At 60.4% G+C, this 23644-nt stretch carries 22 protein-coding genes; 9 read left to right on the forward strand and 13 right to left on the reverse strand.

Going from position 1 to position 23644, the window contains the following annotated elements; translation table 11 throughout:
* The first annotated feature begins 10 nt into the window (after positions 1 to 10).
* Together G9Q84_RS06960 and G9Q84_RS06965 are read left to right on the forward strand one after the other, a co-directional pair.
* Positions 11 to 787, forward strand: a complete 777-nt coding sequence (locus G9Q84_RS06960; protein ID WP_185160019.1) for a response regulator — start codon at positions 11 to 13, stop codon at positions 785 to 787.
* A complete protein-coding gene (locus G9Q84_RS06965; RefSeq protein ID WP_032890861.1) occupies positions 777 to 2246 on the forward strand; it encodes an ATP-binding protein in 1470 nt (489 codons plus the stop codon). Before G9Q84_RS06960 ends, G9Q84_RS06965 begins: the two co-directional genes overlap by 11 nt.
* Before the next feature lie 120 nt (positions 2247 to 2366).
* On the opposite strand, the gene G9Q84_RS06970 is transcribed toward G9Q84_RS06965, so the two are convergent.
* Positions 2367 to 3296 (reverse strand): AraC family transcriptional regulator, encoded by a 930-nt coding sequence (locus G9Q84_RS06970; protein ID WP_032890862.1) that lies wholly within the window; start codon positions 3294 to 3296, stop codon positions 2367 to 2369.
* 328 nt (positions 3297 to 3624) lie between these two features.
* On the opposite strand from G9Q84_RS06970, the gene G9Q84_RS06975 reads away from it, so the two are divergent.
* Both G9Q84_RS06975 and G9Q84_RS06980 read left to right on the forward strand, forming a co-directional pair.
* Positions 3625 to 3966, forward strand: a complete 342-nt coding sequence (locus G9Q84_RS06975) for an antibiotic biosynthesis monooxygenase family protein (RefSeq protein ID WP_032890863.1) — start codon at positions 3625 to 3627, stop codon at positions 3964 to 3966.
* Positions 3967 to 4010: 44 nt separating this feature from the next.
* The gene (locus G9Q84_RS06980; RefSeq protein ID WP_032890864.1) at positions 4011 to 4256 is read left to right on the forward strand and encodes a hypothetical protein; all 246 of its coding nucleotides are present in this window, start codon (positions 4011 to 4013) and stop codon (positions 4254 to 4256) included.
* A gap of 124 nt (positions 4257 to 4380) precedes the next feature.
* Here G9Q84_RS06980 and G9Q84_RS06985 read toward each other — a convergent pair whose 3' ends face one another.
* Complete coding sequence (locus G9Q84_RS06985; RefSeq protein ID WP_122756121.1) at positions 4381 to 5013, reverse strand: flavin reductase family protein; 633 nt, start codon at positions 5011 to 5013, stop codon at positions 4381 to 4383.
* A gap of 191 nt (positions 5014 to 5204) precedes the next feature.
* On the opposite strand from G9Q84_RS06985, the gene G9Q84_RS06990 reads away from it, so the two are divergent.
* Complete coding sequence (locus G9Q84_RS06990) at positions 5205 to 5960, forward strand: COG4705 family protein (RefSeq protein ID WP_032890866.1); 756 nt, start codon at positions 5205 to 5207, stop codon at positions 5958 to 5960.
* A gap of 55 nt (positions 5961 to 6015) precedes the next feature.
* On the opposite strand, the gene G9Q84_RS06995 is transcribed toward G9Q84_RS06990, so the two are convergent.
* From G9Q84_RS06995 to G9Q84_RS07010, 4 genes are all read right to left on the reverse strand, one after another.
* Positions 6016 to 7335, reverse strand: coding sequence for an MFS transporter (locus tag G9Q84_RS06995; RefSeq protein WP_181643059.1), 1320 nt, complete (start codon positions 7333 to 7335; stop codon positions 6016 to 6018).
* 165 nt (positions 7336 to 7500) lie between these two features.
* Positions 7501 to 8835, reverse strand: coding sequence for a sigma-54-dependent transcriptional regulator (locus G9Q84_RS07000; protein WP_095185777.1), 1335 nt, complete (start codon positions 8833 to 8835; stop codon positions 7501 to 7503).
* Positions 8829 to 10595, reverse strand: a complete 1767-nt coding sequence (locus tag G9Q84_RS07005) for a sensor histidine kinase (RefSeq protein WP_122756122.1) — start codon at positions 10593 to 10595, stop codon at positions 8829 to 8831. Before G9Q84_RS07005 ends, G9Q84_RS07000 begins: the two co-directional genes overlap by 7 nt.
* 105 nt (positions 10596 to 10700) lie before the next feature.
* Entirely contained in the window at positions 10701 to 12224 is a 1524-nt protein-coding gene (locus tag G9Q84_RS07010; protein WP_122756123.1) for a fumarate hydratase, read from the reverse strand.
* 218 nt (positions 12225 to 12442) lie between these two features.
* On the opposite strand from G9Q84_RS07010, the gene G9Q84_RS07015 reads away from it, so the two are divergent.
* Positions 12443 to 13375, forward strand: coding sequence for an iron-sulfur-binding ferredoxin reductase (locus tag G9Q84_RS07015; protein ID WP_122756124.1), 933 nt, complete (start codon positions 12443 to 12445; stop codon positions 13373 to 13375).
* A gap of 30 nt (positions 13376 to 13405) precedes the next feature.
* Complete coding sequence (locus G9Q84_RS07020; protein ID WP_122756125.1) at positions 13406 to 14155, forward strand: enoyl-CoA hydratase-related protein; 750 nt, start codon at positions 13406 to 13408, stop codon at positions 14153 to 14155.
* A gap of 63 nt (positions 14156 to 14218) precedes the next feature.
* Here G9Q84_RS07020 and pyk read toward each other — a convergent pair whose 3' ends face one another.
* Complete coding sequence (gene pyk, locus G9Q84_RS07025) at positions 14219 to 15670, reverse strand: pyruvate kinase (RefSeq protein WP_122756126.1); 1452 nt, start codon at positions 15668 to 15670, stop codon at positions 14219 to 14221.
* A gap of 175 nt (positions 15671 to 15845) precedes the next feature.
* On the opposite strand from pyk, the gene G9Q84_RS07030 reads away from it, so the two are divergent.
* Together G9Q84_RS07030 and G9Q84_RS07035 are read left to right on the forward strand one after the other, a co-directional pair.
* Complete coding sequence (locus tag G9Q84_RS07030; RefSeq protein ID WP_032890874.1) at positions 15846 to 16220, forward strand: tol-pal system YbgF family protein; 375 nt, start codon at positions 15846 to 15848, stop codon at positions 16218 to 16220.
* Positions 16221 to 16445: 225 nt separating this feature from the next.
* On the forward strand, positions 16446 to 16805 hold the full coding sequence (locus G9Q84_RS07035) for a PilZ domain-containing protein (protein ID WP_095185774.1): 360 nt from the start codon (positions 16446 to 16448) through the stop codon (positions 16803 to 16805).
* 61 nt (positions 16806 to 16866) lie between these two features.
* Here G9Q84_RS07035 and G9Q84_RS07040 read toward each other — a convergent pair whose 3' ends face one another.
* The 6 genes from G9Q84_RS07040 to G9Q84_RS07065 are packed head-to-tail and all read right to left on the reverse strand — an operon-like array spanning position 16867 to position 23528.
* Positions 16867 to 18198 carry a DUF58 domain-containing protein gene (locus G9Q84_RS07040; RefSeq protein ID WP_181643060.1) on the reverse strand — a complete coding sequence of 444 codons (1332 nt, stop codon included), beginning with the start codon at positions 18196 to 18198 and terminating at the stop codon, positions 16867 to 16869.
* Positions 18199 to 18205: 7 nt separating this feature from the next.
* Positions 18206 to 19201 carry an AAA family ATPase gene (locus G9Q84_RS07045; RefSeq protein WP_122756128.1) on the reverse strand — a complete coding sequence of 332 codons (996 nt, stop codon included), beginning with the start codon at positions 19199 to 19201 and terminating at the stop codon, positions 18206 to 18208.
* Entirely contained in the window at positions 19198 to 20355 is a 1158-nt protein-coding gene (locus tag G9Q84_RS07050) for a DUF4350 domain-containing protein (protein WP_099602758.1), read from the reverse strand. Before G9Q84_RS07050 ends, G9Q84_RS07045 begins: the two co-directional genes overlap by 4 nt.
* Complete coding sequence (locus tag G9Q84_RS07055) at positions 20352 to 21872, reverse strand: DUF4129 domain-containing protein (RefSeq protein ID WP_122680779.1); 1521 nt, start codon at positions 21870 to 21872, stop codon at positions 20352 to 20354. Before G9Q84_RS07055 ends, G9Q84_RS07050 begins: the two co-directional genes overlap by 4 nt.
* Positions 21859 to 22839, reverse strand: coding sequence for a stage II sporulation protein M (locus tag G9Q84_RS07060; protein ID WP_122753177.1), 981 nt, complete (start codon positions 22837 to 22839; stop codon positions 21859 to 21861). Before G9Q84_RS07060 ends, G9Q84_RS07055 begins: the two co-directional genes overlap by 14 nt.
* Complete coding sequence (locus tag G9Q84_RS07065) at positions 22836 to 23528, reverse strand: RDD family protein (protein WP_099602761.1); 693 nt, start codon at positions 23526 to 23528, stop codon at positions 22836 to 22838. Before G9Q84_RS07065 ends, G9Q84_RS07060 begins: the two co-directional genes overlap by 4 nt.
* Between the last annotated feature and the right edge of the window lie 116 nt (positions 23529 to 23644).

Genomic DNA, 23644 nt, shown 5'->3' on the forward strand with positions numbered 1-23644 from the left:
CCTGCCCCCTATGAGGCCATCAAGAACACCCCATAACAACAAGGAGGACCCCGTGAGCGTAATCAGTAAATCGATTCTCCTCGTCGACGACGACCAGGAAATCCGCGAATTGCTGCAAACCTACCTCAGTCGCGCCGGCTTCCAGGTGCGTGGTGTGCCGGATGGCGCGGGGTTCCGCCAGGCGATGAACGAGGCGCCGTGCGACTTGGTCATCCTCGATGTGATGCTGCCGGACGAAGATGGCTTCAGCCTCTGCCGTTGGATCCGCCAGCATCCGCGCCAGGCGCAGGTGCCGATCATTATGCTCACCGCCAGTTCTGACGAAGCCGACCGCGTGATCGGCCTGGAACTGGGCGCCGATGACTATATCGGCAAGCCGTTCAGCCCTCGCGAGTTGCAGGCGCGGATCAAGGCTCTGTTGCGGCGCTGCCAGTTTGGCCAGGAGCGCAGTGGGAGTGGCGATGTGCTGGTGTTCGATGAGTGGCGCCTGGACATGATCAGCCATCGGCTGTTCCACCTGGACGGCGAGGAGGTGATTCTCTCCGGTGCCGACTTCGCACTGCTCAAGTTGTTTCTCGACCATCCGCAACAAATTCTCGATCGCGACACTATCGGCAACGCCACCCGTGGCCGCGACCTGATGCCGCTGGACCGCATCGTCGACATGGCGGTCAGCCGCCTGCGCCAACGCCTGCGCGACACCGAAAAGCCCCCGAGGCTGATCCGCACCGTACGTGGCAGCGGTTATCAACTGGCAGCCAGCGTGGTTGCCGGCAATGTCCACTGAGCCGGTGACCGAACGCCGGCGCCGCTTCCCGGTACCGCGCTCGCTGCTGGGGCGTATGCTGCTGCTGACCTTACTTGCGGTGTTGTTCGCCCAGGCGTTGTCCAGCGTGATTTGGGTTTCGCAGTTGCGTGCTACCCAGCTTGAGGGCCTGGTCACCAGCGCTCGCAGCCTGGCCCATTCGATGACCGCCAGTGTGAGTTACTTCCGTTCGTTGCCGGTGGCCTATCGTCCGCTGGTTCTCGACCAATTGCGTAGCATGGGCGGCACCCGGTTTGTAGTCACCCTTAATGACCGTCCGCTGGACATGCAGGTATTGCCCGAAACCCCACGCAAGCAGGCGGTGCTGGTGGCCGTGGACGAAGTGCTGCGCCAGACCCTGGGCGCCGACGTGCACATCTCGGTGGAATTCGTCAGCGCCGAAGACCTGCGCATCTTCAACGCCGGCCTCAAGCTCGATGAGTTGCCGCGCTCTTGGGCCCATTACGCGCTGACCCTGGAACCGGTAAACCCGCCGGTGCTGGTGACCCAGATCCAACTCGCCCCCGGCGAATGGCTGTACATCGCCTCGTTGCTGCCTGAGCCCTACACCAGCCTTGAAGAACAGGGCCTACCGTCCCAGCAGGTGTGGTTTATCGTGTTGACCAGCGGTTTTCTGCTGTTGTTCATTGGCCTGCTGGTGCACTGGCAAAGCCGCCCCCTCAAGCGCTTGGCGCGGGCAGCGCGAGACATGTCTCTCGGCGCCGATGTGGAGCCGGTGGCCGAAGGCGGCGGCAGTGAAGTGGTGGAAGTGGGCCGCGCGTTTAATGCCATGCGCGAGCGCATCAGCCGCTATTTGACCGAGCGCAGCCAACTGTTCAGCGCGATTTCCCACGACCTGCGCACACCGATCACCCGCCTGCGTCTGCGTGTGGAACTGCTCGAAGACGAAAACCTGCAAACCAAATTCGGCCGTGACCTGGATGAATTGGAGTTGCTGGTGAAGGGCGCGCTGCAATGTGTGAAAGACACCGATATCCACGAGAACATCCAGCCGGTCGACCTCAACCATGTGCTCGAATGCCTGGTAGAGCCTTATGTGGCGCCAAACGGTAACGGCCGTGTGACCCTGGATGGCGCTGCATTGGCGACCTATCCGGGCAAGCCGCTGGCGCTCAAGCGGTGTATCGGCAACCTGATCGATAACGCGTTGAAGTACGGGCAGAACGCGCATTTGCATATCGAGGATGATGGTGCGCAGTTTGTCCTGCACGTCGACGATGAAGGTCCCGGCGTTCCGGAGCAGCGTTTGGAACAGGTATTCGAGCCGCACTTCCGCCTTTCCGGGCAGCAGCAGGGCTATGGGTTGGGCCTGGGGATTGCGCGCAATATTGCCCACAGCCATGGCGGTGAAGTGAGTTTGCAGAATTTGCGGGAGGGGGGGTTACGGGTGACTCTGCAACTACCGCGCACCCTGGATTGAATGCTCGCGGACCCATGTGAGAGGGGGCTTGCCCCCGATGGCAGTGTCTCAGTCAGGTATCTAAAGCAGATCCACCGCTATCGGGAGCAAGCCCCCTCCCACATTTTGATCTTCATTCGGTCAGATGCTTTGGCGCAGGCGGGCCAGATCCCGCAGCGGCGGCGCCCCAAACAATCGGCTGTATTCCCGACTGAACTGCGACGGGCTTTCATACCCCACCCGATACCCCGCCGCTGATGCTTCCAGCCCTTCGGCGATCATCAATCTGCGTGCTTCCTGCAAGCGCAACTGCTTCTGGTACTGCAAGGGGCTCATGGCGGTGATTGCCTTGAAGCGGTGGTGCAATGTCGAAACGCTCAGGTTCACTTCCTTGGCCAGATCATCAATGCGAAGCGGTTGTTCGTAGTTGCCATTGAGCCACTTGATCGCTTGGCTCACCCGATGGCTCTGGCTGTTGGCCACGGCAATTTCATACAGGCGATAACCCTGCGGCCCACGTAGCAAGCGGTAAAGAATTTCCCGGTTGATCAGTGGGGCCAGCATGGCGATGTCTTTGGGCGTATCCAGCAAGCGCGCCAGGCGCAGCACCGCGTCGAGCAATTGGTTGTCAATCCGGTCCACGTACATGCCGCGTGATGTCGGGCGTGTGGGTACGCCCATGGGGCCGGCTTCAGCGATCAGGGCGGTCAGCTGCGCCGGGTCGATATTGATCCGCACCGACAGGTTCGGATCGTCGGGCGTGGCGTCGATGATCCGCCCGGCCACTGGCATCGCCACCGAGAACACCAGGTAATTGAGCGGGTCGTAGGCAAAGATTTCATCCGCCAGGCGCACTTCCTTGCTGCCGTTGGCAAGGATGCACAGCGCGGGTTCCACCAGCACCGGCATAAAGTCGCGTGGCGTGTTGTGGCGGTTCAGGTAGAGCGACGTGATCGCGGTACCGTAGGAGCCATCTTCCCAAGTATGCCTGTGCACGATACTGGCCAGTTCGGCACGCTGCTTTTCCATCTCGGCATCGAGAGGAATGGACTGATATTCGGGCGACGACATGAAGCGTCCTCTGCAGGCGGCTTTGATGGGGTCAGCTTAGCGGCGGCTTTTCAAATAGTGTTAGGTCGATTCTGCACAATCCTTGCCTGATCCTGCGGCGTATCGCCAATCAGGCAAGCGTGAGGCCTGTCATCTCCCTGAAATACTGCGTTTGTGCATGGCGCAAAACCAGTGAGCCGAGTACCCGGTTTACGCTTCTCGCAGGATTGTGCAATAAGCCGGCAGGAATCGACTAACCGCGCCTACCTGCGCGCCGTTATCTTTGATCCTGTGGCAGCACACCCTCACCGTGTTTGCCGAGCATCACTTCTCAACGGGAGAGTCGAACATGTCCACCCCCATTCCCGCGAGCCATATGGCCTTTATCCGCGCCCGCACCGGGTGCAGCACCGAACTCGGTGCACGCTTGAGCAGTTTGATCGAACCGGGTCGCCAGGCTCAGGGTTGTCTGCAATTCTCGTTGCAGCATTCCCAGGTCGATCCCGATGTGTGGTTGGTCTCGGGTTTCTGGAGCAGCGAGCAGGCGATGAGTGCCTACTTCAGCTCGCCGGCCCTGATGATCTTTACCGAGCTGTTGAACGACATGGTGGTGCGCAGCATGGATTTCCAAACCTTCACTGATGCATCCGCCACCAACGCCTATGGCGAGTACCTGCAACTCGCTGGGTGAACAGGTTTAGAATGGCCGCCTTTCCATTGGCCAGGACCTGCAACATGGCACGTAAACAATTTGCCCACCACGAAGCCGTATCCGCCGTAGTACCGGGTGAAGGGGGCTACAGCGCCGCCGTCGCCGTCAAGGCACTGGATGGTATGGGGGCACCGAAGTTTCACAAGATCCTGGATGGACAGACGTTCAAGACCGCCTCCGACGCCGATGATGCAGCCACCGTGCAGCTTGAGCGGTTGATCGGTGTGGATGAAGAGGGGCAGCTGACCTGGGCGAGCGCCGCCATCTGAACAACGCCGACAATCTAATGTGGGAGGGGGCTTGCCCCCGATAGCAGTGTGTCAGTCAACAAAGATGTTGAATGTGCCATTGCCATCGGGGCACGCCCGCTCCCACATTTTTGTTGTATTTCAGTCAGGGTTTGCTGGCGCCTGGGCGATACATCTTGAACAGCGCCTCCGGCCCCAGCTGGAAGTAGTCCGCCGGGCCGCCACCACGCAGGATCGGCTCGGCGGCGGCGGTGTCGTAGATGCCATCCTTGAGCAGCCACTTGGCAATGTGCACCGCGACCACCTCGCCCAGCACCAGCCAGCTCGGCACCAACCCTTTGTCGGCGCGTTGCAGCTGGATAATCTGCGTCACCTTGCATTCGAATGACACCGGGCTTTCGCCCACCCGTGGCACGGCGATGATTTTCGAGGCCACCGGCGTCAGGCCGGACAACTCGAACTCATTCACCTCCGGCGAGACCGCCGCGCAACTCTGGTTCATCTGCTCGGCCAGCGGGCGGGTAGCCAGGTTCCACACGAACTCGCCGGTCTGTTCGATATTGTTCAGGCTGTCTTTGCGCCCGACACTGGAAAACCCAATGATCGGCGGAATGTAGTTGAACGCATTGAAGAAGCTGTAGGGCGCCAGGTTCAGGCGGCCTTCGCTGTCGTGCGACGAGATCCAGCCGATTGGCCGTGGACCAACGATGGCGTTGAACGGGTCATGTAGCAGGCCGTGGCCGTTGGCGGGTTCGTAGAAATGGATATCGTCAGACATGAGCCGGGGTTCCTGCTACGCAATTCTGGGAGGCGGTCATAGTGCAACCCGTGGCAGCGAATTTCCATCAAGCCATGGAATTTTCATTCATCGCCCACCTATTTTTCACAGCGGCCCGTTCAGTCTGCGCACAAGGTCGACACCCCTATAAGTCGGCCATCGAAAGACTGAGCTTCGGAGCCTTCTACCTTATGAATAAACTTCCTCAGATCACCCTGGCGTTCTGGGTCATGAAAATCTGCGCAACCACCTTGGGCGAAACCGCCGGGGACTTGTTGTCGATGACCCTGAATGTCGGTTACGCGATCAGTTCGATGATTTTGATCAGCGTGTTCCTGGTCACCCTGGTGACGCAACTCTGGTCCAAAACCTACAACCCGGTGCTGTACTGGATCGTGATTTTGTCCACCAGCACTGCGGGTACCACGATGTCCGACTTCATGGACCGTACCCTGGGGCTGGGTTACGCCACGGGGTCGATGATCCTGATTGTGATCCTGATGATCATTTTTGCGCTGTGGCACCTCAGCGGTGACTCGCTGAACGTGAACAAGGTGCAGACCTTCCGGGGTGAGTTGTTCTATTGGATGGCGATCCTGTTCTCCAACACATTGGGCACCGCATTGGGCGATTTCCTGGCGGATGATTCGGGTCTCGGCTTCGCCGGTGGTGCCTTGTTGATTGGCTCGACCATCGCTGCGGTGGTGGCGCTCAAGTACTTCACCCAAATCTCGTCGGTGTTGTTGTTCTGGGTGGCGTTTGTATTGACCCGGCCGTTTGGTGCAACCCTGGGCGACTTCCTGACCAAGCCCCATGAAAAGGGCGGATTGGATTTCGGCACCATTGGATCATCGGCGGTATTGGCGGCGGTGCTGGTGGTGATGATTGCCGGGGCTTCGTATGCGCAGCGGCGGTATGGGCGCAACGAGGTGGCAGAACTGTCCTGATTAACCCAGCGATGTAAAACCAATGGGGGAGGGGGCTTGCCCCCCTCCCACATGTTTAGTCCGTGGTAATCCGCGAATGTTTGCGGGTGTCTTTCATGGTCACGTAGACCATCAGCGACACCGCGATACACGCAGTCACGTACCAGTAGTAGCCGGTTTCCATCCCGATGCTCTTGAACCACAGCGCGATGTATTCAGCTGTACCGCCGAAGATCGACACGGTCAGTGCATACGGCAGGCCCACGCCCAGGGCACGGATTTCGGTCGGGAACAGTTCGGCCTTCACCACCGCGTTGATCGAGGTGTAGCCACTGACGATGATCAGCGCGGCCATGATCACGAAGAACGCACCCCACCAGGACTGGATGGTGTGCAGGGTGGTGAGGATAGGCACGGTGAACAGGGTGCCGAGGATGCCGAAGGCGATCAGGATCGGACGACGGCCGACTTTGTCGGACAGCCCGCCGATGATGGGCTGCAGGCACATGAACAGAAACAGCGTGGCCGCCGAGATGGTGGTGGAGTCGGAGATGCTCATCCCGACGGTGTTCACCAGGTATTTCTGCATGTAGGTGGTGTAGGTGTAGAACGCCAGGGTGCCGCCCATAGTCAGGCCGACCACGGTCATCAGTTCCTTGGGGTGACGCATCAAGGTGCGCATTGCGCTTTCCTTGGCTTTTTCTTTCTTGGTGAAGGACTCGGTTTCTTCCATGCCACGACGCAGATACAGCGCGACGACTGCGCACAGGGCGCCGATGGCGAACGGGATACGCCAGCCCCACGCGTACAGTTGCTCGGTGGTGAGTACCTGTTGCAGCACGATCAGCACCGCCAGCGCGATGAGCTGGCCGGAGATCAGGGTTACGTACTGGAAACTGGAGTAGAAGCCGCGACGTTCCTTGGTCGCCATCTCGCTGAGGTAGGTGGCGGAGGTGCCGTATTCGCCGCCGACTGATAGCCCCTGCAGCAAACGGGCAAACACCAGCAGGATGGGCGCACCGATACCAATGGATTCATAGCCCGGGCTCAGGGCAATCAGCAGCGAGCCGAAGCACATCAGGTAGACCGAGGCCATCAGGGCTTTTTTACGCCCGACCTTGTCGGCGTACAGGCCCATCAGCCAGCCACCGATCGGGCGCATCAGGAAGCCCACGGCGAAGATCGCGGCGGTGTTGAGCAGTTGGGCGGTGGTGTCGCCTTTCGGGAAGAAGGCTTTGGCGAAGTACAGCGAGAAAGCGGCGTAGACGTACCAGTCGTACCACTCGACCATGTTGCCGACCGATCCGCTGAAGATCGATTTGATGCGGCTGGAGGTGGTGCGTTCTTTTGCCGGCGCTGCCGCCGACCCCAGAGGCAGGGAGTTGGAGTTATCCATTGAAGGATCCTTCATCTAGTTGTTTTTATGGAGCGGCGCGAGCGCTGCCTGGCTGGGCTATAGCAGGAGCTGTGCCAGGTAGATGAAGGCCCGATCTAGAAGGGTTTGCAGATTTTTTTGAGCGGAAACTTGCTGAAGATTCGGGGCCAATGAGCGGAAATCCGCTCATTCGTCCTTGAGGAACATGTCCCGTGCAAGGCCATGGCGCTGCATCTTTTCATTGAACGTCCGGCGGGGCAGTTGCAGCTCCGTCAATACCGCCTTGATATCGCCCTTGTGCCGGGTCAAGGCGGCCTTCAGGCAATGGGCTTCGAAGGCTTCCTGCTGCGCAGCCAGTGATTGCCCGGCCTCGATGCCCTCCGGCTCCGGCTCGCCAAGGCCTAATACCTGGCGCTCGGCGACGTTGGCCAGTTCACGCACATTGCCGGGCCAGTCATGGCTGAGCAGGCGCCCCAAGGCTGGGCCGCTCAACGGCTCGGGCGTGCGGCCTAAGCGTTCGGCAGCGCTGTGGGCAAAGTGCTCGTACAGCAGCGGAATATCTTCACGACGCTCGCGCAAGGGCGGCAGGCGCAATTGTGCGACGGTGAGGCGATAGGCCAAGTCTTCGCGAAAGCGTCCGGCGCGGGCCTCTTCGAGCAGGTCAGGCTTGGTCGCGGCAATGATGCGCAAGTCCACATGGATGCTCTGGTTGGAGCCCAGTCGTTCCAGTTTTTGTTCTTGCAATACCCGCAACAGTTTCACTTGTTGGGCCAAGGGCATGCTTTCGATTTCATCCAGGAACAGCGTGCCGCCGTGAGCGTACTCCAGCTTGCCGATGCGCTTGCCCTGGGCGCCGGTGAACGCGCCGCTTTCGTGGCCAAACAACTCGGCTTCAAACAACTGCTCGGGAATTGCCGCGCAATTGAGCGCCACAAACGGCTTCTTGGCCCGCGGGCCGAAATCATGCAGGCAGCGCGCGACCAGTTCTTTACCGCTGCCGGTCTCGCCACGGATCAACACGTTGACCGGCAAGCTGGCCAAGTCGAGCACCTGGCGGCGCAGATTCTGCAACCCGCGGGACACGCCGAGCAGGCTGGATTCAAGCTGCGAGCGGTGATCGGCCTGTTGATGCAGGCGACGGTTTTCCAGGATCAGTCCGCGTTTGTCCAATGCACGTCGCAGGCTGTTGAGCAGGGCCTCGGGACTGAAGGGTTTTTCCAGAAAATCGTAGGCGCCGTCGCGCATGGCTTCGACGGCCATCGGCACGTCGCCGTGACCAGTGAGCAATATCACCGGCAAGTCGGCGTCGCGGCGCTGTACTTCGGCGAGCAATTCCAGGCCGCTGAGACCAGGCATGCGTACGTCGCTCAGGATCACACCGGGAAAGTCTTTGGGCAGGTGCGCCAGGCATTCCTCGGCGCGGCTGAACAACTGCACCTCAAACCCTGAGAGGCTCAACCACTGCTCCACGGCCGTGCGAATGCTGGCTTCGTCATCGACCACAATCACCGCATTCAGCATAGGTCCGGCGTCTCCAGCGCGATGGGCAAGGTCAGGGTGAAAGTCGCGCCGTCGCCCTGGTTATCGGCGATCAGGCGTCCACCCAGTTCGTGCACGATAGCGAAGGACACCGCCAGCCCTAAACCGAGGCCGTCACCCACCGGCTTGGTGGTGAAGAACGGATCGAACACGTTGTTCAGGTGTTCTTCGGGGATCCCGCCGCCGCTGTCGCTGACGGTCAAAAGCCAAAGCTGTTGGTCGGCGTGCAGGCGGATCTCAAGGCGCTTGCGCGGTTTGTCGGCCATGGCGTCGAGGGCGTTGCGCAGCAGGTTGATCAGTACTTGTTCCAGGCGGATGGCATCGCCGCGCACCCAAGCCGGGCGTGTCAGGTCCAGCACGACGCCAATGGCTTCATCGCGCAGGCGCGCGTCGAGCAGATGCAGGGACTGGTCGACCACCGTGGCCAGGTCCAGGCGTTCGCGCAGGCCACTAGGACTTTTGCGAGCGAAGGTCTTGAGATGGCCGGTGAGTGCGGCCATGCGCGTGAGCATGTCGTCCAGCGGCGTGAGCGCCTTGTAGGCGTCGTCCACACGGCCGTGATCCAGCAACAGGCGCAGGGTAGCAAGCTGCATGCGCTGGGCCGTGAGTGGCTGGTTGATTTCGTGGGCGAGGGCGGCGGACATCTGCCCCAGCGCCGCCAGCTTGGCTGATTGCACCAAACCATCCTGGGCGGTGCGCAGGGCCTGGGTGCGTTCTTCCACCAGTTGCTCCAGCTCTTCACGGCTGCGCTGGCGCAAGCGGGCCAGGCGCCAGCGTTGGCTCAGGAACAGCGCGAGGAACACCAGTGCCAGCCAGGAACCGGCGGCGGCCAGTCCCGCGTTGCGTTGGTCTTCAAAAGGAAATTGCGGTTTGCGCAGCAGGTGCAGGGTCCAGCCTTCTGCCTTCAATGGCAGGGATTCCCAGATGTATTGGGCGCTGCCGTCGGGGCCGTTGACGCGCATCAGGTGACTGTTTTCGTCGAAGCGCTGCAGGGTGTCGGTTTCCAGCGCCAGCAGTTGTTTCTTGTCGTACTGGCGGGTGGCCTTGAGCTCAGCGAGGTCATTGGCCGATAGCGGCCGCAGGTTCCGATAGCGCCAGCCAGGCTGGTTGGCAATGAACACGATGCCACGCGCATCGCTGACCAGCAGCAAGTCATTCCCCTGGGCCCATTCTTGCTCAAGCTCAGGGAACTCCAGCTTCACCACCATGGCGCCAAGGAACTGCTCGTGTTCATCGAGCACCGCGCTGGAAAGGAAGTAACCCGGAATCCCGGTGGTCACTCCCACCGCGTAAAAGCGCCCGGTGCCCTGGCTTTTGGTCTGGCTGAAATACGGCCGAAATGCATAGTTGTGCCCGACGTAACTGCTCGGCAGCGCCCAGTTGCTGGCAGCCACGGCCAGGCCGGTGCGGTCCATCAATTCCAGGGTGGACGACTGCGCGGCGCCGTTGATGCGTTCGAGCTTGCGGTTAAGCTCGTCCTGGGTAGCGGTGTCCAACGGGCCTTTTAACGCGCTGATCATTTCCGAGTCCAGTGCGAGCACGGCGGGCAGGGCGCGGTAGCGTTCGATCAGGGTGTGCAGCGAGTTGGCATATAACGCGAGCTGTTGGTTGGCGCGGGCGGCCTCATCCACGAGGGCCTGGCGTTCGGCCTGGCGCGTGGCCAATGCAGCGGCCAGCACCGCACCAGCGATGATCAACAGGGCGTAGAAGGTCAGGCGCAGGGGGCGAGGGATCGCGATCATACGGTGATGAGCAGGCACGGTAAGGGGCAAGCACCATACCACGCGCCATAAAAAAGGCGACTGGGCCATGGGGCCGCAGTCGCCTTTATCCTTGAGGGAAAGCGCTTACTGCACTTCTACCGCCAGGCTTTCACTGATCTTTTGTTGCCAGATGGCGGGACCGGTGATGTGCACGGATTCGCCTTTGCTATCGACTGCAACGGTGACCGGCATGTCTTTGACGTCGAACTCGTAGATCGCTTCCATACCCAGTTCGGCGAACGCGACAACCCGCGACTTCTTGATAGCTTGCGCCACCAGGTAAGCGGCGCCGCCCACGGCCATCAGGTACACGGCCTTGTGGTCCTTGATCGCGTCGATGGCGGTCGGGCCGCGCTCGGATTTGCCGATCATGCCCAAAAGGCCGGTTTGCTCAAGGATCTGACGGGTGAACTTGTCCATCCGCGTCGCGGTGGTCGGGCCAGCCGGGCCAACCACTTCTTCGCGCACCGGATCAACCGGGCCGACGTAGTAGATGAAGCGACCCTTGAGGTCTACCGGCAGGGTTTCGCCCTTGTTCAGCATCTCGACCATGCGCTTGTGCGCAGCGTCGCGGCCAGTGAGCATCTTGCCGTTGAGCAACACGGTTTCGCCCGGTTTCCAGCTCTGGACTTCTTCCGGGGTCAGGGTGTCGAGGTTGACGCGACGAGCCGACGGGCCGGCTTCCCAGACGATTTCCGGGTAGGCGTCCAGCGGTGGCGCTTCCAGCGACGCAGGGCCCGAGCCGTCGAGCACGAAGTGCGCGTGACGGGTGGCGGCGCAGTTGGGGATCATGCACACCGGCAGGGAGGCGGCGTGGGTCGGGTAGTCCATGATCTTCACGTCGAGCACGGTGGTCAGGCCACCCAGGCCCTGAGCGCCAATGCCCAGTTGGTTGACCTTCTCGAACAGCTCCAGGCGCATCTCTTCGACACGGTTGGACGGGCCGCGCTTTTTCAGCTCGTGGATGTCGATGGACTCCATCAACACTTCTTTGGCCATCACTGCGGCTTTCTCGGCGGTGCCGCCGATGCCGATGCCGAGCATCCCCGGTGGGCACCAGCCGGCGCCCATGGTCGGAACAGTCTTGAGCACCCAGTCGACGATCGAGTCGGACGGGTTGAGCATGGCCATTTTTGATTTGTTCTCGGAACCACCACCTTTGGCCGCCACGTCCACTTCCACGGTGTTACCCGGGACGATGGAGTAGTGGATCACGGCCGGGGTGTTGTCCTTGGTGTTTTTACGTGCACCGGCCGGGTCGGCCAGGATGGATGCGCGCAGGACGTTTTCCGGCAGATTGTAGGCGCGACGCACGCCTTCGTTGATCATGTCGTCCAGGCCCATGGTGGCGCCATCCCAACGTACGTCCATGCCCACGCGCACGAACACGGTGACGATACCGGTGTCCTGGCAGATCGGGCGATGGCCGGTGGCGCACATGCGCGAGTTGATCAGGATCTGCGCCATGGAGTCACGGGCTGCCGGCGATTCTTCGCGCAGGTAGGCCTCGTGCATCGCCTGGATGAAGTCAACGGGGTGGTAGTAGGAAATGAATTGCAGGGCGTCGGCAACGCTCTGAATCAGGTCGTCTTGCTTGATCACGGTCATGAGTCGCGCTCCTCTATAAGGGAACATTCAATAAAGGTGGGCTCAGAGGGGTACATCGGTCGGCTGAGCCCACCTTTCCAAGGCACGCCAAAGTGGTGCAGGCGCGACGCTAAAAAGGCGCGGCAGTATAACCCGACGCGGTGGCCGATACACCCGACTATGGTCAAACTGTCGCAGGCATGATTCCCTGTGCGCGTCCCCTGTAATTGAGTCCTTATATGCCTGAACTGTACGTCGGCGAACGCCATTGGTCGGTAACTGCCGGCAGCAATCTGCTGGATGCCTTGAACCAGGCGGGTGTGGCCGTGCCCTACAGTTGCCGGGCGGGCAGTTGCCATGCGTGTTTGGTGCGCTGCCGGGGCGAGGTCGAGGACAAGCAGCCCGATGCCCTGAGCCCCGCGCAACGCCAGGACGGTTGGCGGTTGGCCTGCCAGTGCCAAGTGACGGGCGATCTGCAGGTCGAGGCGTTTGACCCGCTGCGTGACGGTTTGGCCGCCCTGGTGGTGGGTGCTGATTGGCTGAACTCGAATGTAGTGCGCCTGCGCCTGCAACCTGAGCGCGGTCTCCGTTATCGGGCTGGACAGCACCTGGTGCTGTGGGCAGGGCACGTCGCGCGGCCTTACTCCCTGGCAAGCCTGCCCCAGGAAGATGCATTTCTGGAGTTTCATATCGATTGCCGGCAGCCCGGTGAATTCAGTGATCTTGCCCGGCAGTTGCAGGTCGGGGATCAACTGCGCCTGGGCGAGCTACGCGGCGGCGCTTTGCAATACGATCCCGACTGGCAATCCCGGCCGCTTTGGCTGCTTGCCTCCGGCACTGGCCTCGGCCCGTTGTGGGGCGTGTTGCGCGAGGCTTTGCGCCAGGATCACCAAGGCGCCATTCGTGTGATTCACCTGGCCCATGATGCCGACGGCCATTATCTGGCTGAACCCCTGATGGCGCTGGGTGCATGTCATCCGAACCTTACGGTGGAACTGTGGACCGCGGCCGAGTCGGCCCAGGCATTGGCGCAACTGCGGCTTGTTTCCCGGCAAACGCTCGCCTTACTCTGCGGACACCACGCCAGTGTCGAGGCGTTTTCCAAGCGCCTGTTTCTGGCGGGACTGCCGCGTAATCAACTGCTGGCCGATGTGTTCCTGCCCCGTGGTTGAGCGCTGAACTCTACAGCCGCGAGACTCACCATGACCGACGCCATCCTGCTGCACCGCGAGCGCGGGTTGCTGACCCTGCAGCTCAACCGCCCGGAAAAGAGAAACGCCCTGACCCGCGCCATGTACACGCAACTGGCCGAGGCGCTGGAGCAGGCGGATGCCGACTCAGCGATCAGCGCTGTGCTGATCCAGGGCAGCAGCGAGTGTTTTACCGCCGGTAATGACATCGGCGATTTTCTTGAACAGCCGCCCAATGATCTCGACAGCCCAGCGTTTCATTTTATGAAAAGCCTACTCAACTGCCGTAAGCCGGTGATCGCGGCAGTGGCGGGAGTCGCGGTGGGGATTGGCACAACCCTCCTGCTGCACTGTGACCTTGTTTACATCAGTCGTGATGCGCGCTTGCGTATGCCGTTCGTCAACTTGGGGCTGTGCCCGGAGTTTGGTTCGAGCCTGATCCTGCCGCGTTTGCTTGGGCATGCGAAGGCAGCTGAACTTTTGCTATTGGGCGAGGGGTTTACCGGGGAGCAGGCTGCCGCCTGGGGCATCGCCACTGAGGCGTTGGGCAGTGGTGAAGCGGCGTTGGCCAAGGCGCGGGAAATGGCTGAGCGTTTTGAAATCCTGGCGCCGGGGGCGGTGCAGGTGACCAAGCAATTGATGAAAAGTGTGGACCGTGATCAGTTACGCCAGGTCATCGAGGAGGAGGGCGCGTTGTTCGTCCAGCGCTTGAAGTCACCGGAGGCGATTGCGGCGTTATCGGGGTTTATCGCAAAACGCTAACCCACATGAAAAGCAAAAAACCCCGCCATTCGCATGGCAGGGTTTTTGTTTTCAGCGTGTCACTTAGACCATTGGGTCGCCAACGTGCAGGATCTTCATGCCGTTGGTGCCGCCGATGGTGTGGTAGCTGTCGCCCTTGGTCAGGATGACCCAGTCGCCTTTCTCCACGACGCCACGCTTGATCAGTTCGTCGATGGCCGCTTGGCTGACTTCATGGGGCGGCAACGACGCCGGGTCGAACGGAACGGTGTACACGCCACGGAACATGGCCGCGCGGGCCTGGGTTTCGCGGTGAGGGGAGAACGCGTAGATCGGAACCGAGGAACGAATGCGCGACATGATCAACGGCGTGTAGCCACTTTCGGTCAAGGCGATGATCGCTTTGACGCCCGGGAAGTGGTTGGCGGTGTACATGGCTGCCAGGGCGATGCTCTGGTCGCAGCTTTCGAAGACCTTGCCGATACGATGGCTGGAGGTCTTGCTGGTCGGGTGCTTTTCGGCGCCGACACAGATGCGCGCCATGGCCTGCACAGCTTCCAGCGGGTACGGGCCGGCGGCACTTTCAGCCGAGAGCATCACGGCGTCGGTGTAGTCGAGCACGGCGTTGGCCACGTCGGATACTTCGGCGCGGGTCGGCATCGGGTTTTGGATCATCGACTCCATCATCTGGGTCGCGACGATCACCGCTTTGTTGTGGCGGCGTGCGTGCAGGATGATCTTCTTCTGGATACCGATCAGCTCGGCGTCACCGATTTCCACACCCAGGTCACCACGGGCAACCATCACGGCGTCGGACGCTTTGATCAGACCGTCGAGAGTTTCGTCGTCGGCCACGGCTTCGGCGCGTTCGATCTTCGCCACCAACCAGGCAGTACCGCCGGCTTCGTCGCGCAGTTTGCGGGCGTATTCCATATCAGCGGCGTCGCGCGGAAAGGACACGGCCAGGTAGTCCACTTCCATTTCAGCAGCGAGCTTGATATCGGCCTTGTCTTTTTCCGTCAGGGCCGGGGCAGTCAGGCCACCGCCGCGACGATTGATGCCTTTGTGATCGGACAGCGGACCGCCAATGATCACGGTGCAGTTCAGTTCGGTCGGGGTGGCGGTGTCGACACGCATTACAACGCGGCCGTCATCCAGCAGCAACTCGTCATCGACGCCGCAGTCCTTGACGAGGTCCGGGTAGTCGATACCCACGACGTCCTGGTTGCCTTCGGTCAGCGGGTGGCTGGTGGAGAAGGTGAATTTGTCACCGATCTTCAGCTCGATACGCTTGTTGGTGAACTTGGCAATACGGATTTTCGGGCCTTGCAGGTCACCCAGCAGTGCGACGAAGCGGCCGTGCTTGGCGGCCAGGTCACGCACCAGCTTGGCGCGAGCCTTGTGCTCGTCCGGGGTGCCGTGGGAGAAGTTCAGACGGGCAACGTCCAAACCAGCCAGAATCAGCTGTTCGAGGACTTCCGGCGAGTTACTGGCCGGGCCAAGGGTGGCGACGATTTTGGTACGACGGACGGACATGCACAGACTCCTGAGTTCAAGCGCTGAGGAAGGCTACTATGCTCTTTGGTTGTAGTCATTGTTCGTTTGCACTACTTATCGCCGATTCACTTGTTTTCGCGCCGATTGAATAGATGAACATCTTTGAAGATTTTGGACGAGGGGTCGATACACTGCACAAGACAGGAGAACCTTCATGCGAATTTTGCTCATTGCTGCCCTGGCCGTCAGTGTTGTCGGCTGCACCCGCTGGTCGATGGACCACCATTTGAACAACGCCTACCGCGCTTACAAGGTCGGTGACTGCGAGCGTGTCACCTTGGAATTGTCCCAGGTCGACCGCGAGAGCCGCACCCGGCGTTATGTACAGCCAGAGGTCTCGATGTTGCGCGGGCAATGTCTGGAACGACAGAAACTGTTTGTCGACGCGGTGCAAACCTACCAATTCATCATTAATCAGTACCCGTCGAGCGAATACGCCTACCGAGCACGCGCAAGGTTGGACACCCTGCAACAACTGGGTCACTACCGCGGCGTGAGTGTTGCACAGCCGCGTCCAGCCTCACTGTGATGAGATTCGCCACTTTATAACTGGCCTCTTGCCAGTCTTGGGCTATTCTTTGGATGTCCGTTTGTATAGGTTTCTATTCAAATGGAGGCAGGGCCCGGATTCGGCAGCTGTCTAGTGACAGAGCGTTGTCTTTTGTCATACCGAGATCCAGGGAGAGCGAGCAATTACGCTCGTTCCGAATCACTGGACCGGCCACAACCATGGCCACTGCATGGCGATCTCACCATGTTTACCGACCGACGGATTGAGCGGCATCAACTACGTTATTTCCTCCAGGTGTTTAACCGTGTTACCGACAAGCCCATCGGCTATTTGGGCAACGTCTCTTGCGACGGGCTGATGTTGATCAGCGAGTTGCCCATGATGGTCGATGCTGATTTCGAGCTGCGCCTGAAAATTCCCGGGGCTGACGACACCTTCCATGCCGTTGACCTCACGGCAACCTGCCTGTGGAGCCGTGAAGATATCAACCCGCAGCGTTACGACTCCGGGTTCAGCGTGCTTCAGGCTCCAGCGGAATATGGGCAACTGATCAAGTTGTTGTTGCGGTACTTCAGCTTTGACTCATTGCAGGCTTCAGCCTAAGAAGCAGCGAGCGGTCGACGCGGCTGGGGTGTTGCTGTCCAGCCGTAGTCGTACGCTTTTTTCAGAACACTCCCGCTTTCTTCCAATCCAGATAGCGTGTCACCAAGGCCGCTCCCATGTCTGATGGCAGCGTATCCAACACCGACAGGCCGTGAGCGTTCAAGCGGTCGTGCAGTTCATTCCGGGTATTGAGGTAGTCGACAGTGCCGCTGTAGGCCAGGGCTTCGGGCAAGGTTTGCACAGGGGACTGGCGCAGTAGATCGAGCACTTCCTCTCGCATGCTGGCCACCATTACCCGATGTTGGCGACTGATGCGCTTGACGGCGCAGAGTAGCGCTTCATCGTCCTCGTCTCGCAGATTACTGACCACAACCACCAATGCCCGACGCTTTTGCCTAGAGAGCAGTTGACTGGCCGCCGCCTCGTAGTCGGCAGTTCGACGGGTGGTGTCCAGGTCATATACCGCATTGAGCAGCAGGTTCAACTGACTGCTCCCTTTTACCGGCGCCAAGTAGCGTGGCTGGTCAGAAGCAAAGGTGCACAACCCCACGGCATCGCCCTGGCGCAAGGCCACGTAACTGAGCAGCAGGCAGGCATTCAGTGCGTGGTCGAAATGGGACAGCTCATCATCCTGGCTGCGCATGCGTCGGCCGCAATCGAGCATGAACACGATCTGCTGGTCGCGCTCGTCCTGATACTCCCTTGCGATGGGGGTACGTTGCCGCGCCGTGGCTTTCCAGTCGATCTGCCGCAGGCTGTCGCCCTCACGAAACTCGCGCAGCTGATGAAACTCCAGCCCCAAACCGCGACGCTGACGTTGACGCACTCCCAGTTGACTCAACCAGTTATCCACCCCCAGCAGTTGTGCCCCGTACAGGCGAGCGAAGTCTGGGTAGACGCGGGTGGCATCCTCGACTTCGATGAAGCGCCTGGCGGACCAGAGCCCCAATGGGCTGGGCAGATGGATTTCGCAGCGGCTGAACGTAAAATGCCCTCGCCGCAGGGGCCGCAGGCGATAGCCCAGTTCACTGCGTGCACCGGGGCGCAACTCAATGGATTGGGGCATGTTCTCCATGCTCAACCCATCGGGGACGTGATCGAACACCTGAACCGTCAGCGCCTGCGAGGAGTCGTGTTCCAGGGCCAGACGTACTTCGCCCCAGCGACCCAGCGCCAGGCTGCCGGGCATATGCCGATGCACACGAGGCGACGGTCGACGGCGCAGTCGCGCGGCGTCCAGCAAGGCCAGCAGCAACAGCGCCAGGAGCAAGCCCCACGCCACCGAGTGCAAGGTGGCGGGCACCTTGAACTGCAAGGCGGTTGCAGTGCCTAGCAGGATGCTCAAGCCCAGCAGTACGCCAAGCCAAACTGATAACAGGCGGGTCGGTTTCATGGGCGATTCATTGCCGGGGAGCTGCAATCTGGTCGAGTAACTGTTTGAGTACCTGGTCGACCTCCAGCCCGTCGATGTCCAGTTCTGCCGCTATACGTACGCGATGACGGAGTACTGCAAGAGCGCAGCTCTTGACGTCATCCGGCGTGACGAACTGGCCCCCACGCAACAATGCTCGAGCGCGGGCGCCGCGGACCAGTGCGATGGAAGCTCGCGGGCCTGCGCCGATGGCCAGACCTGGCCAACTGCGGGTGGCTCGTGCCAGGCGCACGGCATAGTCGAGTACGTGTTCATCCAGGGCTAGCTCACTGGCGATCTGTTGCAGTTGCAGCACATCTTTGGCCTGTAGCACGGTGCGCAACGGTTGCACATCCAGCATGTCGGCCCGTGAAGAGCGTGTCACTTCGCGCACCATATCCAGTTCCTGCTGCGCGTCGGGATAGTCCATGCGTACCTTGAGCATGAACCGGTCCAGCTCGGCTTCTGGCAGGGGGTAGGTGCCTTCCTGCTCGATAGGGTTCTGGGTGGCCAGCACCATGAAGGGTTGCCCGATGGGCAGAGCTTCACCTTCGAGGGTTACTTGTCGTTCCTGCATGGCTTCGAGCAGGGCGGCCTGGGTCTTGGCCGGGGCGCGGTTGATTTCGTCGGCCAGCAGCAGGTGGGTGAATACCGGTCCCTTGCGCAGCTTGAATTGCTCGGTGTGCAGATCGTACACGGCATGGCCAGTGACATCGCTGGGCATCAGGTCAGGGGTGAACTGGATCCGCGCGAAGTCGCCGTCAAAGCAGCGGGCCAAGGCGCGTACCAGCAAGGTCTTGCCCAGCCCGGGTACACCTTCAAGCAATACGTGGCCGCCGGCGATCAGTGCAGTCAGCACATCATCGATCACCTGATCCTGCCCGATCACCGCCTTGCGCAGTTCCATTCGCAAGGCCTGGGCTTGCTGGCTGGCGTGCTGTAAGGCTTCACCGGACAGGGTGTTAGCGCTGGGAATTTCGCTCATAGGGCATTCCTGAGAGTTTGCAGGCATGCCACCTGCCGGCTGAAATCGGCGCTGGAAAGCCGTTTTGCCGGGAGTGGGCCGAGGGCCTGGCTGATGACGTGAGAGGGTTGGCGCGTAAGGTGTTCCAGTACCCGCCATTGTTCTGAGTTGTCGAGATGTTCGAAGCCTGGATGGCGGCGTCGGGCCGCACGTAGGATGTCGTGCTGCAAAGCCTTCAGTAGCGTGCCTTGGCCGCTGCGGCGCAGCAGGAAGTCGGCGCTGGCTTTCAGGTGTTCGTGCAACTGCCGGCGCGCCTTCGAGGCGGGGGCTTGGATCGGGCCCTGGCGCATACCCGCCTGCCAGAGTACGAGGGTTATCAGCGCAATGAGTGCTACCACCGCCTGGGGGAAATATCGCAACAGCAGGGTGAACAGATCATCCACGTCGCTGTTGAACAACAAAGTCACGGCAGTCCCCTGGTTCAGGTGCCACAGCAGCCAGGCATTGTCGTGTTTGCCGATATCGGGTGTTTTCCACAATTCGCTGTCGGTGATTACCGTAACGCGGCCTTGCCCGAGGTTAAGTTGCATCAGGTGGCTAGACCTGGCGCTATTGGCTGAAAATTGTGCCATGTGCTTGGGGTCGATGAGGTTGAAGTCAGTATCGAAGCTGAAGTAGGCCGGAGCGGTGTCATTGTCGACATAGAGCTTGGTCAGGTCTGGCGTTTTGTTTTTACGGGCCGGTGCGGGTTCTTCGGGGTCGTCACTCAGCGTCTGGTGGATATGCAGGCGATCTAGCAACAGGTCGCCGCTCTTGCCGGTCTCTTCATCCCACAGCGCTTCGGCCACTAACAATAGATGCCCGCCGGATTTGGCCCAATCCAGCAGTTGCCCTACCTGGCGTGGCGACATGTTGCTACGTTCGCCCAGTAACAACAGGCTATTGCCGGCGGCGGGCAGGGTGGCCAAGCGTTCGAGGCTATTGGCATGTGCCACGGCCAGGCCTTGCTGGCGCAGAAAATATTCGGCAGCCAGATAGGGGTTGGCAAGGGCTTCCGGGGCGGGGCCGCGGTCCACCACTTTTTCATAGGGGGTCGCTTTGCTCCAGGCGTAAAATCCGCCCGCAGTAAGCAGGCATGCCAGGAGCAATCCTATCCCTAATAAAAAACGGTTCATCGGGCGCCCTCCGAGCTGAACAGGGCACGCCAATCGCTGCATAATTTTTGCTGGGCTGAGGCGGGTGGGAGTTGATGGCCGTAGGCTAGGTTTTGCCAGTGCCGAGTCAACTCTTCACTGAACGCCAGCAGTTGCGGTTGCTGCAGCAGGTAAACGCGTTGCAGCACCTGGCCTTCAGTGTCGGCGTTTTTAAGTGGCAGGTTGAAGTCATGCAACAAGCGGCTCAGAAGGCCACGATACAAAAGACCCAGGGCTTCCCGTGGTTGGCTAGGCCAGAGTTGTTCTGCAGTGCTGGCGATATCCGTGGGCAAGGTCTCGGTGCCCAATTCGAGGCCGAAAAGTTGTGTGGGCACTGGCCTGACTGCTTTGGGGCCGCGTGGCCCGCGCCGGGTGACAAAGGTGCGTAGCCAGTCACGATAGCGCCACACCAACAGGGCCAGGCCGCCGATAAGTACGCTCCACAGCAGCACTTCCAGGCCTTGGGCCACATGCTTGAAAGTATCGCTGTTGAGGTTATCCAAGAGTGTCTGCAGCCACGCCGGAAGTTTGCCGTCACCGTGTGCCTTGTTTTTAACGGCGGGCTTTTCCTCACCAAAGCGATAGCGGGTGACGGTTTCCGGGTTTTTGAACGGGGGCTTTTCCAGCAGCGAATGGATTGACTGGCTTGCGCTTTCAGGGCTCAGCGGTTTGCTTTCATCAGCCATGGCGGGTGGGGTGTATGGCAGTAATGTCAGCCCTAACGCCAGTAATAAAAGTGACGCCACATTGCTCAGGCGCTGGCGTAGGCGGCGGAATACCAGTTCCAGATCCCAGGCTTCCAGCACGGTGCGACGATTGAGATAAAGGCTGAAGCCACAGGCGACATAGACGGGCTCCCAAAACACCAGAATCAAGGCGTAAAACGCGTTGCCCAGATGCTCCAGCCACACCGCTTCGGAGCCGGTCGCCAGCGCCAACCGCTGCCAATCCCAATCCAGTTCAAGTTGTTGCGGGATGAGCAGATAGAACAGCGCCATGCAGCCAAACCATAGGCCGATTTCCAGATGCACCCCGACAGTGGTTAACCAGCGAGCGGCGCCGGCGTTGCGCTGCAGCAGTACACCAAGGCGTTGCTGACGCGCCTGGCCGTCCATGCCTTCAAGCTGACTGACCGGCATCACAAAACTGCGGCTGAGGCTGAGTCTGCGCCAGGTCAGGCTGGCCAGCAGTTGGCTGTTAAGCAGTTTTGGCCATTGGCGCACAGCCTGCTTGAGGCTAGGCGCTTCGCCGAACAGGGCTGTGGAGAGGATATATAAAGGTAAGCGGTCGAAAGCCGGTTTCAACCACCAGAACAGGAACATGGCCATGGAGGGGTAATTCCATAGCAGTGCGGTGAGCAACGCAAAAACCGGAAGGGTCACCAGCGCCCAGCTCCCCATCAACAGCAAGCGATGTTCCTGGGCCATTAATACGCCAAGATCCATGGCCTCCCAGGCGGTGCGTGGGCGAATCACTACGCTGGCATCACTCAGACGCATGGCGAGCCCTTCCGGCAAAGGTCAGGTAAGCGCCCACCAACAGCCACAGTGCAGCGCCCACCAGGTATTTGATCCAAGGGGCTACCTGGGTGGTGGAAGACCAGTAGGCTTCGATAAAGGCTGCGATCAGTAGAAACACCATGACGCCGCACAGGAGTTGCACGCTCTTGCGAGCGGCAAGTCGCAAGGATTCGCTTCGTGTCAGTTGCCCAGGTGCAATCAGCGCCCAGCCCAGTTGCAAGCCTGCGGCGCCAGCGAGGGCGATAGCCGTCAACTCAAAGGCACCATGGCCGATGACAAATGACCAGAAGGTCTGCCCATAGCCGATTTCAGTCAGGTGCCCGGAAATCGCGCCGATGATCAGCCCGTTGAATATCAGGAAAAACACACTGCCCAAGCCGAACAGCAACCCGGCGGCGAATGTCTGGAAGGCGATGCCGATGTTGTGCATCACGTAGTAGCCAAACATCATCCAGTCTTCGCTCGATGCTCGCTCTGCGGCTCGACCCAAGCGGCTGGCATCGGGGTCATACATGCCCTGCATCTCCGCCACTTGCTGGGGGCTGACAATGCTGTAGATCAGGTCGGGAAACAGATAGACCAGCAAGGCAATGCTCAGCAGGCTGCCAAAGAACAGCAGGCTGGCAATCAACACGAAGCGCCACTGTTCCCGCACCTGTCGCGGAAAGTCGGCCAGCACAAAGCTCAGCACATTCGCCGCCAATTGGCTGCGGTGGCGATAGAGTTGTTGATGTCCGCGCAACGCCAGTTGTTGCAGCGGGTCCACCAGGTAACTGCTGTAACCGCGCTCCTGGGCCAGGGCCAGGTGCTGGCATAGACGCCGGTATTGGTGAGGGAAATCGGCCATGTCACCGGCCTTGGCCTTGCCTTGTTCCAACTGTTTCAGTTGTTCGGCAAAGGCTTGCCATTGCGGTTGGTAACGGCTTTCGAAGAGGCTCTGTTTCATGTTGGCCCCAACAGGCCACGGGCCAAGCCATTGAGTTGCTCCACGGCACGGGCGGGGGAGACTTGAAGCGGCGTTGCGAGGATGGAAGCGAGTTCGTGTACCCGCTCGGCGGAGAGTTCGCCTTGGCGTTCCGCGAAACCCAGGATCGCCCGCTGTTCACTCAGGTCCAGGGCAAACGGTAAGCGCAGTGCTACAGCTTGAGGCACCTGGGGGCGTTTCAGGGGCTGTTCTCGGTAGATCACCAGGGTGCCGGCGGCCAGGTCACCAAGGCGTTTGAAGTGAGGGTGTTGCAGGCAACTGATCGCGCCAAGAAAGTAGCCGAACGGCAGCATGTCGACAAACCGCAGCAAGTTGCGGATCAGCGAGGCTGACCAACTGATGGGCGTGCCGTCGTCCTGCACGACCCGCAAGCCCATAACCTGTTTACCCGGTGAGCAGCCCTGATTGAGCACCTCGAACAGCACCATGTACCACCAACTGACCAGGAACAGCAGCAGCGAGCCCAGGCCGATACCAATATTGCCGAGCAGGGCCAGTGGCACCAGAAGTACGCCCATTATCACTGCGCGGGCGACGAGGTCGAAGGCAAATGCCAGCGCCCGTGGCACCAAGCCGGCGGGGCGCAGTGGCAGGTCGATTCCTTCTGGGGTCTCGATCTGATAGCGGGTATCCAATGGGATTGATGGCATCGCGATCCTTGGCAGTGCAGAGCGGCTGGGTGGCACGGATGCTAACAGCGTCGGCGATGGAAGCAACTATTCAAGGTTTTGCTGGATGTTTGTACAGGTTATTTGGTGCTGGCCCC

This window comes from Pseudomonas sivasensis (assembly GCF_013778505.1).
Classification (GTDB): Bacteria; Pseudomonadota; Gammaproteobacteria; order Pseudomonadales; family Pseudomonadaceae; genus Aquipseudomonas; species Aquipseudomonas sivasensis.